General features: G+C 59.2%; 13 protein-coding genes. 6 read left to right on the top strand and 7 right to left on the bottom strand.

What is annotated here, in order from left to right:
• Window positions 1-114 precede the first annotated feature (114 nt).
• Window positions 115-600 (top strand): acyl-CoA thioesterase, encoded by a 486-nt coding sequence (locus WF331_RS26995; RefSeq protein WP_003253263.1) that lies wholly within the window; start codon window positions 115-117, stop codon window positions 598-600.
• Here the strand turns inward: WF331_RS26995 and pdxY are convergent.
• The gene (gene pdxY, locus WF331_RS26990; RefSeq protein WP_016502280.1) at window positions 597-1,469 is read right to left on the bottom strand and encodes a pyridoxal kinase PdxY; all 873 of its coding nucleotides are present in this window, start codon (window positions 1,467-1,469) and stop codon (window positions 597-599) included. The two genes, WF331_RS26995 and pdxY, sit on opposite strands and share 4 nt — an antisense overlap.
• A gap of 119 nt (window positions 1,470-1,588) precedes the next feature.
• Between pdxY and WF331_RS26985 the strand changes: the two genes are divergently transcribed.
• On the top strand, window positions 1,589-1,981 hold the full coding sequence (locus WF331_RS26985) for a DUF3301 domain-containing protein (RefSeq protein ID WP_049273938.1): 393 nt from the start codon (window positions 1,589-1,591) through the stop codon (window positions 1,979-1,981).
• Here WF331_RS26985 and WF331_RS26980 read toward each other — a convergent pair whose 3' ends face one another.
• From WF331_RS26980 to zigA, 3 genes are read right to left on the bottom strand one after another with little or no spacing between them, the layout of a single operon-like run.
• Window positions 1,982-2,953: a CobW family GTP-binding protein gene (locus WF331_RS26980; RefSeq protein WP_340623490.1), complete on the bottom strand. Its 972-nt coding sequence runs from the start codon at window positions 2,951-2,953 to the stop codon at window positions 1,982-1,984.
• 39 nt (window positions 2,954-2,992) lie between these two features.
• On the bottom strand, window positions 2,993-3,619 hold the full coding sequence (locus WF331_RS26975; protein WP_284359301.1) for a DUF1826 domain-containing protein: 627 nt from the start codon (window positions 3,617-3,619) through the stop codon (window positions 2,993-2,995).
• Window positions 3,616-4,824 (bottom strand): zinc metallochaperone GTPase ZigA, encoded by a 1,209-nt coding sequence (gene zigA / locus WF331_RS26970; protein ID WP_016502284.1) that lies wholly within the window; start codon window positions 4,822-4,824, stop codon window positions 3,616-3,618. The genes WF331_RS26975 and zigA overlap by 4 nt, the downstream gene beginning before the upstream one ends.
• A gap of 114 nt (window positions 4,825-4,938) precedes the next feature.
• On the opposite strand from zigA, the gene WF331_RS26965 reads away from it, so the two are divergent.
• A complete protein-coding gene (locus WF331_RS26965; RefSeq protein ID WP_340623489.1) occupies window positions 4,939-5,319 on the top strand; it encodes a glutamine synthetase in 381 nt (126 codons plus the stop codon).
• A gap of 25 nt (window positions 5,320-5,344) precedes the next feature.
• Window positions 5,345-6,250 (top strand): GTP cyclohydrolase FolE2, encoded by a 906-nt coding sequence (folE2, locus tag WF331_RS26960; protein ID WP_340623488.1) that lies wholly within the window; start codon window positions 5,345-5,347, stop codon window positions 6,248-6,250.
• Here the strand turns inward: folE2 and WF331_RS26955 are convergent.
• Entirely contained in the window at window positions 6,234-6,761 is a 528-nt protein-coding gene (locus WF331_RS26955; RefSeq protein WP_016502287.1) for a DUF3617 domain-containing protein, read from the bottom strand. The genes folE2 and WF331_RS26955 overlap by 17 nt on opposite strands.
• A gap of 131 nt (window positions 6,762-6,892) precedes the next feature.
• Between WF331_RS26955 and cls the strand changes: the two genes are divergently transcribed.
• On the top strand, window positions 6,893-8,332 hold the full coding sequence (gene cls, locus WF331_RS26950) for a cardiolipin synthase (RefSeq protein ID WP_016502288.1): 1,440 nt from the start codon (window positions 6,893-6,895) through the stop codon (window positions 8,330-8,332).
• Window positions 8,333-8,405: 73 nt separating this feature from the next.
• Here the strand turns inward: cls and cfaB are convergent, their stop codons facing one another.
• Window positions 8,406-9,590, bottom strand: a complete 1,185-nt coding sequence (cfaB, locus tag WF331_RS26945) for a C17 cyclopropane fatty acid synthase CfaB (RefSeq protein WP_016502289.1) — start codon at window positions 9,588-9,590, stop codon at window positions 8,406-8,408.
• Between the two features lie 207 nt (window positions 9,591-9,797).
• Here cfaB and lpdA point away from each other — a divergent pair, with 207 nt between their 5' ends.
• On the top strand, window positions 9,798-11,198 hold the full coding sequence (lpdA, locus tag WF331_RS26940) for a dihydrolipoyl dehydrogenase (protein WP_284359309.1): 1,401 nt from the start codon (window positions 9,798-9,800) through the stop codon (window positions 11,196-11,198).
• Between the two features lie 295 nt (window positions 11,199-11,493).
• On the opposite strand, the gene WF331_RS26935 is transcribed toward lpdA, so the two are convergent.
• The gene (locus tag WF331_RS26935) at window positions 11,494-12,492 is read right to left on the bottom strand and encodes a DUF4917 family protein (protein WP_060519736.1); all 999 of its coding nucleotides are present in this window, start codon (window positions 12,490-12,492) and stop codon (window positions 11,494-11,496) included.
• Window positions 12,493-12,728: the final 236 nt, after the last annotated feature.

The following is a 12,728-nucleotide window of genomic DNA, read 5'->3' as shown; positions in this document are numbered from 1 at the left end:
CGCGTCAGGCAACGTCCCGTATTCGTACGGCAAATTCAAAAGAGGGGAACAGAAGTGTCAGCAGATAACGCCCTCCATTCGCCCGATTCAGCGCAACCTCACCGTGAGCACACTATGGAACCTGGAAACGCCCAGCTGAGCATGACCGTCCTGATGACCCCGGACATGGCCAACTTTTCTGGCAACGTACATGGCGGCACCCTGCTCAAATACCTCGACGAAGTGGCCTACGCGTGCGCCAGCCGCTATGCCGGCAGCTATGTGGTGACCCTGTCGGTCGACCAGGTGATCTTCCGCGAGCCCGTGCACGTGGGTGAACTGGTGACCTTCCTTGCGTCGGTCAACTACACCGGCAACACCTCGATGGAAGTCGGCATCAAAGTGGTGACCGAGAACATTCGCGAGCGCTCGGTGCGCCATTCCAATAGCTGCTTCTTTACCATGGTCGCAGTCGATGACAACCGCCGCCCGGTGCCGGTGCCGCCGCGCCAGCCGCACAGCAGCGAAGAAAAACGCCGCTTCCTGCAAGGCCAGCAGCGCCGCCAGATCCGCCAAGAGCTGGAGAAGCGCTACCAGGACCTGAAAACCGACGCGATCTAAAACGCCAGCAACTGCGCCTCAAAGCGCACCCGCGGGTGGGCGATGCGGTCCTGGGCCCGTACCAGCTGCAGTTCGTAGCTGGCGCAGGCCTGGGTTTCCAGCAACACCTCATGCACGGCTGCAGCGGTGAATTCGAACGCCTGCACCCAGCTGTCGCCGAGCAGCACACGGGCCAGGAACAAGCCTGAGGTCAGGTCACCCACCCCCACCGGCTGACGCGGGAACGCCAGCAGCGGGCGGCGCAGGTGCCAGCTGTGTTCGGCGGTCACCAGCAGCATTTCGAACTGGTCTTCGGCCCGCCCGGGGTAAACCAGGTGTTTGACCAGTACCACCTGCGGCCCCCGCTGCAACAGGCTGCGCGCCATGCCCACGCAATCCTCCAGAGACTGCGCGCGGCGCCCACAGAAGCTGTCCAGCTCCAGCTGGTTGGGGCACAGGATGTCGGCCCGCGCCGCCGCCTCGTCGAGCAGGAACTCGCTGACTTCCTGTGGCACGATGCAGCCCTTCTCCGGGTGCCCCATGACCGGGTCACACAAGTACAAAGCCTTGGGGTTTACCGCCCTGATCCGCTCGACACCCGCCAGAATAGCCCGCCCCTGCTCGGCACTGCCAAGGTAGCCAGAAAGCACCGCATCGCAGTGACCCAGTTCGCCAATGTTGGAAATACCTTCCACCAATGCAGGAATTTGCGCCGGGGCAAGCACTTCACCCGCCCACTGGCCATACTGTGTGTGATTGGAGAACTGCACGGTATTGAGTGGCCAGACATTGACCCCGATACGCTGCATGGGAAACACCGCGGCGCTGTTGCCGGCGTGGCCGAACACCACATGGGACTGGATGGCGAGCAGGTGCGGGGTACGTTTCATGCGGGGGTTTCCAAAGCTGTTTCAAGGATTGTGCGCAGCGCAGTATGAACTCGATTGCCACCTGTACGACAGGCCAGGGACGCAGTTAAGCTGGATCTACCTGTTTGGAGCATATGCAAATGTTGACCCTGGAGAATGTCTTCGTCCTGATGCTGTTAGCCACGGCAGGCGGCTGGTTGTGGCACAACCATGGGTTGCGCGAAAAAGCCCTTGAACGGGTCAAACAGCACTGCGCCAAGCTCGATCTCGAGCTGCTAGACGATGCCGTCGCACTCAAGCGCATCGCCTTTGTCCGTGATGCCAATGGCCGCAAGCGCCTGGCACGCGTCTATGCCTTCGAATTCACCGTTACCGGCGAGCAACGCCACCCCGGTACCGTGACCCAGTTTGGCGCGCACAGCGTGCAGATCGAGCTGGCGCCCTACCCGTTCGAAATCAAGACCCCGCCACGCACCGACAATGTCATCGAGATGCAGCAGTGGCGCCAAGAGCACAATCGCTGGCGCAATTGATCAGCTGACGCGGCATTCGCTCAACCCAGCTTGCAGCATGGGTTGCGATTGCGGCTGATCAAAAATCAGCTCGATACGGCTATCCCTTCGCCATTCACTGGGCTGCCACATCGGCATGTCACCCTTGAGCCCATTGAATGACTGCCAACCTTCCACGCTGTGGATAACCCCTTTCGCACGCCGCCATGGCAAGGTCCGGAAGAACGCCAGTAGCCGCTGTGGATAAAACTGCTGTGCGGGATGCCAGCGCCAGCCAATGCTCCAACCTCCCTCCCCCTCCTGGGCAAGACAGATCGGCTGGCTGGGGTCTGTCCACAATATTGTTGGGGGCCCCCCAAGATTGTCGACAATCTGGTTTTCCTCAAATGGGCTGTCGACAATCTCTACCAGCGCGCCAGGAAGGCTTGATAGCGGCACTTGGCCCTGTACCGACCACACCACATTCTTGTCTTTAAATTTATTAGTTATCAACAACTTAGATTTTTCATCCACAGCCTCTGACTTGTTGAAAACCACGTTTTCAGACGCGTTGAAAGCCTGCTGTTGGGCGTCTGGAAGCGGCTCGTTTCGGACCATGGATTGCGCATCGACAACCATCAACAACGGCTGAATTGTCAGCACTCCAGCCCACGGAGCCTGTTTCAGCTGAGCAAGCAGCTGCTGGGGGTGGCCCAGCCCTGACGGCTCGATAAACAGCCGGTCAGGCCGGGATTTGCGCAACAACCGGCCCAGGCCCACCTGAAACGGCATGCCGTTGACACAACACAGGCAGCCGCCTGCAACCTCGCCGATGGCAATGCCATCTTCGTCACGGCTGAGCAAGGCCGCATCCAGGCCAACCAGGCCGAATTCGTTGATCAATACCGCCCAGCGTTCGTTGCCCGGGCGCTGGGCAAGCAGATGGCGGATCAGGGTGGTCTTGCCGGCCCCCAGTGGGCCAGCAATCACATGGGTGGGAATGTTCTGCAGCATGGGATGGCTTCAGGCGGGGTGATGGCTCACTATGCGCCGTCAGGCTAGCCAGTCAAGGCTGAGCAGCAGGCGCCCTTGCTGGCCCGAGGGCGAGCGGTGCACAAGCCCTGCACCTTCGTTGCCCTGCCACCTCTCGCCCTTGAGTACAGCCACTTCACCGACGTGCAGTTTCTGAATGTTATCCACAGGCACTTGAGCTGTGTGTAACTCCCCGCGCCGGCTCTCCTGCTCTCGCAACCACTCGCTACCCGGGCCCGCATAGGTGGTCAGCAATCGCAACGGCACGTTATCCACATGAAAGCGCGGGCACATGGGCCCGGTCAGCACCCGCAGGCGCAAACCGACCCGCCGCGCGCCAACCAGGCAGGTATATGCCTCCACCAGCCAGGCTACATCGGCCACGAATGCTTCGTAACCGTGGAAGTCCGCCGCTTCGCGTAGCAAATCCGACAAAACCGGCATCTGCTGTTCGTCCACATCGATTACCCACTGTTCTGCCAGGGGTTGCCCAAGGCTGACTACCAGCTCGGCGAAATCCTCCAGCTGTGGCGGCAAGCGCCGGCGCCATACCGCCAGGTTCACGCCGTCCTGCAGCACGTCGGTCAGCACCAGCGGCGTTTCGCCAGACACCTGAAAGATACCCACAGGCTTGAGCGCCTGGTTCATGCTGCCGCCTCCTCGTGCCAAGGGCCAAATGGATCGGGCAGACGCAACCAGCCCATAGGCCCCAACTCCATTTCTTCATCCGTCAACAAGCAGGCCTCAAGCTCTGTGGATAACTTTTTGAAGTCGATATTCTGACCAATGAACACCAATTCCTGCCGGCAGTCACCGGTTTCGGCGTGCCAGTGTTTCAAGATATCGGCAGTGTTATCCACATCCTGGGGCCACTGCTCGCGCGGCACGAAACGCCACCAACGGCCCGCCAGGCCATGACGCATCATGCCACCTGCCTGGGACCAGCTACCGGCTTCCTGGTACTTGCTGGCCAACCAGAAAAAACCCTTAGAACGCAGCAGCCGACCATTGCTCCAAGGCTTGTGGATAAAATCGAAAAAGCGTTGTGGATGAAGTGGCCGCCGCCCCTGCCAGGTCTTGGCCGCGATGCCGTACTCTTCAGTCTCTGGCACATGCTCGCCGCGCAATTCTTGCAACCAGCCAGGCGCTTGAGCAGCCTGGTCGAAGTCGAACAGGCCAGTGTCCAGGATGCGCGCCAGCGGCACCTGGCCCATGACCATGGGCACGATCTGTGCCCGGGCGTTGAGGCTACGCAAGATGGCCATGAGTTCTTCACGCTCGTGCTGGCCGATCAGGTCGATCTTGCTCAACAACAGCACATCGGCGAACTCCACCTGCTCAATCAGCAGATCACTGATCGACCGCTCGTCCTCTTCGCCCAAAGTTTCACCACGGCTGGCCAGGCTTTCTGCTGCCTGGTAATCGCGTAAAAAATTCAGGCCATCGACCACAGTGACCATGGTGTCCAACCGGGCCATGTCGGAAAGGCTGCGGCCCTGCTCGTCGCGAAACGTGAACGTCTCGGCAACCGGCAGCGGCTCCGAGATACCCGTGGACTCGATGAGCAAATAATCGAAGCGGCCTTCTTCGGCCAGCCGTGCAACCTCTTCGAGCAGGTCTTCACGCAGTGTGCAGCAGATGCAGCCGTTGCTCATCTCGACCAGTTTCTCTTCAGCGCGGTTGAGGCTGACGTTGCGCTGCACCTCGCTGGCGTCGATGTTGATTTCACTCATGTCGTTGACGATGACCGCGACCCGCAGGTTGTCGCGGTTACGCAGCACATGGTTGAGCAGAGTGCTCTTGCCGGCACCAAGGAAGCCAGACAGCACGGTGACAGGGAGACGATTGGACATGGCGAAACCTCTTCAGGCGAGCGCATTCGAAACGATGCATTGCACAATGTTATAAAGTAACAATACAATTTCGCCAAGCCGTTCTCGACGGACGCGTATTCACCGGGGATGAAAATGAATCTGCTGCGCGCCATGGTGTTGCTGTTGCTCGCCATGCCTACTTCGCTGATCGCCATGCCAAACAACAGCCCGTTGGCGATGTGTACACGCAGCGCGACACTGCTTGCCTGCCAGGACGGCAAAGGCAGCTATTACAGCGTGCGCAGCGAAGGCAATACGTTCTACCTGCGCGGCTACGACTTCAGCAGCCGGCGCCTGTGGGCACAAACCAACAGCCGCTATGGCACGTTGACCTTTTTTACCGGCCTGGCCAGCGATGGCGAAGCCTGGGTGGGTTACAGCCGTCGCGTTGGCTGGACGACCCTGAACCGCGTATCCAGCTCCAGTGGGCAGCGCTTCAAGCTGCATTGCAGCCTGATCGGCGGTTGCCACTGATGCCTCTTTTTGTTTGGAAAGCCAGATGACCCAGCTCAAGCTCCCCGACATCGCAGCACAAACCCTGGAGTACACCTTGCCTTTGGACTGGGTGGGCATGTGCGGGATTGCCTTGCCTGTGCAATTCGAAGGGCGCACCGCAGCCGCCAAAATCGATGCAGGGGTAAGCCTGGTAGACGGCAGTTCACGCGGTATCCATATGTCGCGACTTTACCTTGCCCTTGAGACACTGGAGCACCAGCCCCTCACTCCACTCGCAATCAGACAGCTACTGGCCGGTTTCCTGAGCAGCCATGAAGGCCTTTCTTCGGCAGCCTACCTGCGGCTGCGGTTTGAGCATCTGCTGAAAAGGCCGGCCTTGATCAGCGCCTTGGCAGGCTGGAAAAGCTACGCCGTTTCGGTCGATGCACGGATAGAGAACGAAGTGTTCCACGTGGAACTATCTGTTTCCGTACCCTACTCCTCTACCTGTCCATGCTCAGCTGCGCTTGCACGCCAGCTGATCCAACAGCAGTTCCTGGACGACTTCAGCGAAGACCAAGTCGAAAAGTCCGCAGTAATGCAGTGGCTTGGCAGCGCCGAAGGTATTGTGGCGACGCCGCACAGCCAACGAAGTACCGCCCACATTCAAGTAAGGCTGCGCAGCAATGAGCACGTATTACCCATCACCGAATTGATCGATTGCATTGAGGCAAGCTTGGGGACCGCTGTGCAAACCGCGGTGAAGCGTGCGGACGAGCAAGCCTTCGCCTTGGCCAACGGGCAGAACCTGATGTTCTGTGAAGACGCCGCACGACGCCTGCACAAGGCGCTACGGCAATTGCAATGGAGCACGGCCTTCAAGCTGCGCGTGGAGCATGCAGAAAGCCTGCATGCCCACGACGCCGTCGCCACCAGCCAATGGCAATGGGACGTCAGCTGCGCGGTTTGACCGTGCCACAGTCATTGCCCAGCCACACCGCACGGGTGTTCATGCTGCCTTGCTGCTGCACACCCGAAGCGTTGAAGGTACCACTGACCTGCGTGGTGAATTCCCGGTCACTGAGGAAGGTGGCCTGGCCAGTGCCCTGTGCCTTGGGGCAGCTGAACTGGAACTTCCACACATTGCCGGTACGGTCGGTGATCTTCTGCGTGCAGCCCGACTTCGGGTCCTGCAGTGGGATGTCGTTGGTTGCCACCTGCTCTGGCGTCAGGCACGAACGCACGCCGTTGCCACCAACCGTCACCCCTTGTTTGGCCAACACCCCTTCCATCATCGCACGCTGCTCTGGCGGCAGGTTTTTCAACTGACCGAGCATGAACTGCATGTCGGGTAGCGGCTTGCCATCGACCTGCATGTTGCTGGTGGTCAGCTCCCACAAACCTGGTTGCAGCACCTGCGCATGCACCAGCGGGCTGCTCGCAGCCAGGGCCAACGCCAACAGTGGCAGACGAATCTTCATGGACGATCGCTCCTGAAAAAACCGGCCAATCGGGCCGGGCTGAACCTTGGACGCCAAATCCACCTTCAGGTTGCAAGGCGGACCGGGAACGTGTTCTGTTAGCTCAAGTGTACTCGGCAAGCAGGATGCATATGGACTACCACAGCCCCTACTTTTTTGGTTACCTACTCGGACTGATTCACCTACTGGGTATCGTCGCCGCACTGCACGCAATCTTCACCGTGCGTACCGCCCAAGGTGCAATCGCCTGGGCCATGCCCTTGTTCTTCATCCCCTACCTTACCTTGATCCCCTACCTGGTCTTCGGCGCCCGCTCGTTCTATGCCTACATCAAGGCCAGGCGCCAGGCCAACCAGGAAATGCACGTGGCCATGGCCAATCTCAACTGGCGGCCCTGGGTGGAAGAAGCCCTGACCGCCCGTGAATCAGAAAGCTATGCAGCCCTGCGCGCAATGCCAAAACTGGGGCGCATGCCCTGCCTGGCGAACAACCAGGTGAAGTTGCTGATCGATGGCAAAGCCACGTTCGATGCCATCTTCGCCGCCATCGACAAAGCCCGCGACGTGGTGCTGGTGCAGTTCTTCATCATCCATGACGACACCCTCGGCAAGGCATTACAGCAGCTGCTGCTACGCAAGGCTGCCGAAGGAGTGCAGGTGTTCGTGCTGTATGACCGCGTTGGCAGCCATGCCTTGCCAGCCAGATACAGCCAGCAGCTGCGCGACGGTGGTGTACAGATTCATGCCTTCGCCACTCGCCGCGGATGGTTCAACCGCTTCCAGGTGAACTTCCGCAACCATCGCAAGATCGTGGTAGTGGACGGCCTGCTGGGTTTCATTGGTGGGCACAACGTAGGTGACGAATACCTCGGTGAGCACCCGAAACTTTCCCCCTGGCGCGACACCCATGTACAGATCGGCGGGCCGGTGCTGGCCTGCCTGCAGGAGTCGTTCGCCGAGGATTGGTACTGGGCCACGCGCCAGCTGCCGCCGCTGATCCTGCCAGATACCTACCCAGATAACGGGGTGCTATGCCAGGCCTTGGCCAGCGGCCCGGCCGACCCGCAGGAAACCTGCTCGCTGTTCTTCCTCGAAGCAATTCATTCAGCTACCCGACGGGTATGGATCACCAGCCCTTACTTCATCCCTGACGAGGCAGTGTTCGCCGCCTTGCGCCTGGCAGTCCTGCGTGGGGTCGATGTGCGAGTGCTGATCCCGTCGCGGCCAGACCACCGGGTGGTCTATGCCGCCTCCAGCCTGTTCGCCTTCGAAGCGGTGCGCGCAGGTGTACGCATGTTCCGCTATCAGCCGGGCTTCCTGCATCAGAAGGTGGTGCTGGTGGATGATGATGTCAGCGCGATCGGTAGCGCCAACCTGGACAACCGCTCTTTCCGTCTGAATTTCGAGATCACCCTGCTGACAGTCGACCGCAGCTTCGCAGACCAGGTCGAGCACATGCTGATCAACGACTTTGAACAATCGCGGGAAATTACTGCGGAGGACAGCCTAGACACGCATCGACTGCAGCAATTGGGCATGAGGATCGCACGGCTGATTTCGCCAATCCTTTAAGCTAAGCAGTCTGAGTGTGGGAGCGGCCCTTTCGCGACACAAGGCCGCTCCCACAACATCCGCATCTACATGCTTAGCGATACAGGTCTTCGCGCGTCCAGGGCAGGTCATGGTGCCCGTCGGCGTATGGCTTCACTGCCAAGATCTGGTGCAGGTTGATCCAGCCCTTCTCAAAGGCATACGCGCACCCTGCGAGATACAGGCGCCAGATACGCAGGGTCTTTTCCGGCACCAGCGCTGCGGCCTTGTGCAACTGGTTCTCAAGGTTGGCGCTCCAGTGATGCAAGGTCTTGGCGTAGTGCAGGCGCAGGCTTTCCACGTCTACCACCTCCAGCCCCGCTTCACAGATGTTGGCGCTGATCATCGACAGGTGAGGTAGCTCCCCATGGGGGAACACGTAGCGGTCGATGAACTCACCTGCACCACGCCCTACCGGGCGTCCATCGATGTGCTTGGCGGTGATACCGTGGTTCATCACCAGCCCCCCTTCCCTCACGGCGCCGAACAGTTTCTGGCAATACAGCGCCAGGTTGGCATGCCCGACATGCTCGAACATGCCAACGCTGACAACCTTGTCGAAGCGGCCATCCTGAGGCAGGTCACGGTAGTCGAGAATCTGCAGGTCGACCTTGTCGGCCAAGCCTTCGGCCTTGACCCTCTGCCGGCCAAGCTTGAGCTGCTCCTTGCTCAAGGTGATGCCGAATACCTTGGCGTCATATTCCCGTGCAGCGAAGCGCGCAAGGCCACCCCAACCACAGCCAACGTCCAGCAGGTAGTCGCCGGCATTCAGGCGCAACTTGCGACACAGGTGATCGAACTTGTCCTGCTGCGCCTGATCGAGCGTGTTATCAGGCTCGCGGAAGTAAGCGCACGAATAGGCCATGTCCTGGTCCAGCCACAGCCGGTAGAACGCGTTGGAAACATCATAGTGGTAGGAGATGGCTTCGGCGTCAGTGCTTTTGTCATGGGCAAGCCGCGCCGGCGAAGCCTCTTCGAAATCAGGTAACAGCGCCTCGCTCAGCTCATCGCATACCCGGATGGCTTCACCGATATCGCCTTCCAGCTCCAGCTTGCCTTCGACGAACGCGGTGCCCAACTGCTCCAGGCTTGGGTGCGTCAACTGGCTGATCAACTGTGGCTCTTTGACCAGGATGGTGACCTGCGGGCTAGGCCCCAGATCGAACTGGTTACCGTCCCACAATTTCAGCCGCAGCGGCAGATGCAGGCTCTGCAGTGCAGGTGGAAGTTGCGCGAGCATGAACAACCCTCCTATCCGTGTTTGACCACGACGCCTGATATTTCGAACGTCGCCGGATCAGAGTAGTTCATTGGTGGGAGGTTTCCTCTAAACGAGACCAAGGTCTAGAACCAACTGATCTTATCCACACAGCAGATTGTATACAATTCTCGCATCTCAGCTTAACCTTGTGCCCCTCTCGCGCTTCTACATCCTGGAGTTGAACCCATGAAATCCTATGACGTGGTGATCATCGGCGGTGGCCCTGGTGGCTACAACGCAGCCATCCGCGCTGGCCAGCTGGGCCTGAACGTTGCCTGCGTGGAAGGCCGCTCAACCTTGGGCGGCACTTGTTTGAACGTGGGCTGCATGCCCTCCAAGGCACTGTTGCATGCGTCCGAGCTGTACGAGGCCGCCAGCGGTGAAGAGTTCGCCCACCTCGGTATCGAAGTCAAGCCCACCCTCAACCTCGCCCAGATGATGAAACAGAAGGACGAGAGCGTGACCGGCCTGACCAAGGGAATCGAATACCTGTTCCGCAAGAACAAGGTCGACTGGATCAAGGGTTGGGGGCGCCTGGACGGCGTCGGCAAGGTTGTGGTCAAGGCTGAAGATGGCAGCGAAACGGCGCTGCAAGCCAAGGACGTGGTCATCGCCACCGGCTCCGAGCCTACCCCTCTGCCGGGTGTGACCATCGACAACCAGCGCATCATCGACTCGACCGGCGCGCTGTCGCTGCCGCAAGTGCCCAAGCACCTGGTCGTCATCGGTGCCGGCGTGATCGGCCTTGAGCTGGGTTCCGTCTGGCGCCGCCTGGGCAGCCAGGTCACCGTTATCGAATACCTCGATCGCATCTGCCCAGGTACCGACACGGAAACCGCCAAGACCCTGCAAAAGGCACTCGCCAAGCAAGGCATGGTGTTCAAGCTGGGTAGCAAAGTGACCCAAGCCACTGCAAGTGCCGATGGCGTGAGCCTGACGCTGGAGCCCGCTGCCGGCGGCACCGCAGAATCGCTGCAGGCCGATTACGTGCTGGTGGCTATCGGCCGCCGCCCTTATACCAAGGGGCTGAACCTTGAAAGCGTGGGCCTGGAAACCGACAAGCGCGGCATGCTCGGCAACGACCACCACCGCACCTCAGTGCCCGGTGTGTGGGTGATTGGTGACGTCACTTCCGGCCCGATGCTGGCGCACAAGGCCGAAGACGAAGCGGTCGCCTGCATCGAGCGCATTGCCGGCAAGCCCCACGAGGTCAACTACAACCTCATCCCTGGCGTGATCTACACCCGCCCGGAGCTGGCCACCGTGGGCAAGACCGAAGAGCAGCTCAAAGCCGAAGGGCGTGCTTATAAAGTAGGCAAGTTCCCCTTCACCGCCAACAGCCGCGCCAAGATCAACCACGAGACCGAAGGCTTCGCCAAAGTCATCGCCGATGCCCAAACCGATGAAGTGCTGGGTGTGCACCTGGTGGGCCCAAGCGTCAGCGAGATGATCGGTGAGTTCTGCGTGGCCATGGAGTTCTCGGCCTCGGCAGAAGACATCGCCCTGACCTGCCACCCCCACCCGACCCGCTCCGAGGCCTTGCGCCAGGCAGCGATGAATGTGGACGGCATGGCGATGCAGATCTGAGCGGAGCCGCCAGGTTGATGCAGCCGAATCACATGTCTGGGTGCGCTGTTTAGTAGGCATCAGAAAGCAAAAAGCCCTCCTTGTGGAGGGCTTTTTCTGGATTTAGAGAATTAAAACTGTCGCAAAGAGGCCCAGTTTCCGTGGCCTTCAGCCCGATTCGGAGTAAACGCAAAACTGTCGCGAGCCCCCAAAACCGTTGACTCGGACAAATGCGCCAGAGAATAAAAACTGTCTAGCCCAGTAATGACGGGCCTTACAGCCACCTCTGAGATTTCAGGAGTGGATGTCCTGCCCGCTATTCGGGTTGAACCCAGCAGCCCGGGCTCTCACTGTCGAAGAAATCGACGTCAACTGGCCCCAGGTCATCCTGAATGATTTGGTAAGCCATGTTGCAATAAGGCTGATATCCCCGAAAGACTGAGACGGCTACGCGCTCAATGCCCGTCCCCTTCATTCGCTTGAGCAAATGCCTGTCGTGCTCCCCCAAGCCCCAACCGAACAGTGTCAGTGTCTTCCGGGGCGCCGTAAGCACCTCTCGATAGACAGTCGACAGGTAGTAGCTATTTTGAATCGAAGCTACCTTCTGACGCATGGTTCCTTCACTGACAAACAGCGGTACCACACGCTCGTTTTTCCACTCCTGAAGAATGGCTTCCAGCAAGCCGCCGCCCAATGCGCGGATCTTGAACTCTTCCTCTATGTTGTTGCGGCATAAAGCTAAGCTGCCATGGGGGTAGAACACCAACGTATTCACTCGCTCCTTGTACAGCTTCCGGAATCGACGCCAGTCGTCATCGAATACCCCGCCATCGACGAAGCAGTCTTTGAACATATGGCCGTCCGGGATGTTGAGACCATAGGCCACCGTCCAGTAAACCAGCAGGTCATAGTTTAGCGACAAGACCGTGTCGAACTCCTTCAGATACCGGTACATGTTCGGCAGATGATCGGTGATCTGGTGATATTCAGGGTGAACATCCCGCACTGCCTGGATCAGGCAATCCCGGACGCGCACGTAGGCTTCGTGGGTACGCTGATCTGGGATCTCCAACGATTTGTTGACGTTGGATGCTTGCCAGACGACCCGCAGAATTAGCTCAAAATCTTCTGTCTCAAAAAACTCGAACAGACGCGCCACGTCGTTCTGGAGCAGCTCATTTTCCCTGACATGTTCTAGCAGTGAGCGGTACGCAAAACTCTGCGACACAGCGATACTCGCGCCGTTGCCCAACAAGATGGTACCGCGCTGATAATGCTGAGCTATTTCTGCCCATGGCTTTACGGGGTATGGCATAGAGGCCACCTTCGAGTTGTGATCGCAGGATCATATCTCTGATGGTTCCATCGAGTCTTCTAGGCCGCCGACGTGTCTTCGCAACACGCTAGCTCAGATTCAAGCCCTGGTGACGAAACGCTCAGCGGCCGCTCAAATGGACCCTTCAAAATGGACCTCATGTTCTAACGCGGTGAATCGCCCCTGGTTTTCTAGACACTCTCCAAGCTCAGGAAATAGCGTTTCTCATACTCTAC

The sequence above is a fragment of the Pseudomonas sp. YNh genome (assembly GCF_037993085.1).
GTDB lineage: Bacteria > Pseudomonadota > Gammaproteobacteria > Pseudomonadales > Pseudomonadaceae > Aquipseudomonas > Aquipseudomonas putida.
The sequence above is the reverse complement of the archived record's forward strand: the minus strand, read 5'-3'. Positions and strand labels throughout refer to the sequence as shown.

Excerpts from the sequence above, each read along its gene's own strand:
- WF331_RS26975 (WP_284359301.1), bottom strand. The coding sequence starts at position 3,619 with ATGAACCAGGCGCTCAAGCCTGTGGGTATCTTTCAGGTGTCTGGCGAA.
- cls (WP_016502288.1), top strand. The coding sequence starts at position 6,893 with ATGGACTACCACAGCCCCTACTTTTTTGGTTACCTACTCGGACTGATT.
- folE2 (WP_340623488.1), top strand. The coding sequence starts at position 5,345 with ATGACCCAGCTCAAGCTCCCCGACATCGCAGCACAAACCCTGGAGTAC.
- WF331_RS26980 (WP_340623490.1), bottom strand. The coding sequence starts at position 2,953 with ATGCTGCAGAACATTCCCACCCATGTGATTGCTGGCCCACTGGGGGCC.
- lpdA (WP_284359309.1), top strand. The coding sequence starts at position 9,798 with ATGAAATCCTATGACGTGGTGATCATCGGCGGTGGCCCTGGTGGCTAC.
- WF331_RS26955 (WP_016502287.1), bottom strand. The coding sequence starts at position 6,761 with ATGAAGATTCGTCTGCCACTGTTGGCGTTGGCCCTGGCTGCGAGCAGC.
- WF331_RS26995 (WP_003253263.1), top strand. The coding sequence starts at position 115 with ATGGAACCTGGAAACGCCCAGCTGAGCATGACCGTCCTGATGACCCCG.
- WF331_RS26935 (WP_060519736.1), bottom strand. The coding sequence starts at position 12,492 with ATGCCATACCCCGTAAAGCCATGGGCAGAAATAGCTCAGCATTATCAG.
- cfaB (WP_016502289.1), bottom strand. The coding sequence starts at position 9,590 with ATGCTCGCGCAACTTCCACCTGCACTGCAGAGCCTGCATCTGCCGCTG.
- WF331_RS26965 (WP_340623489.1), top strand. The coding sequence starts at position 4,939 with ATGAATCTGCTGCGCGCCATGGTGTTGCTGTTGCTCGCCATGCCTACT.
- zigA (WP_016502284.1), bottom strand. The coding sequence starts at position 4,824 with ATGTCCAATCGTCTCCCTGTCACCGTGCTGTCTGGCTTCCTTGGTGCC.
- pdxY (WP_016502280.1), bottom strand. The coding sequence starts at position 1,469 with ATGAAACGTACCCCGCACCTGCTCGCCATCCAGTCCCATGTGGTGTTC.
- WF331_RS26985 (WP_049273938.1), top strand. The coding sequence starts at position 1,589 with ATGTTGACCCTGGAGAATGTCTTCGTCCTGATGCTGTTAGCCACGGCA.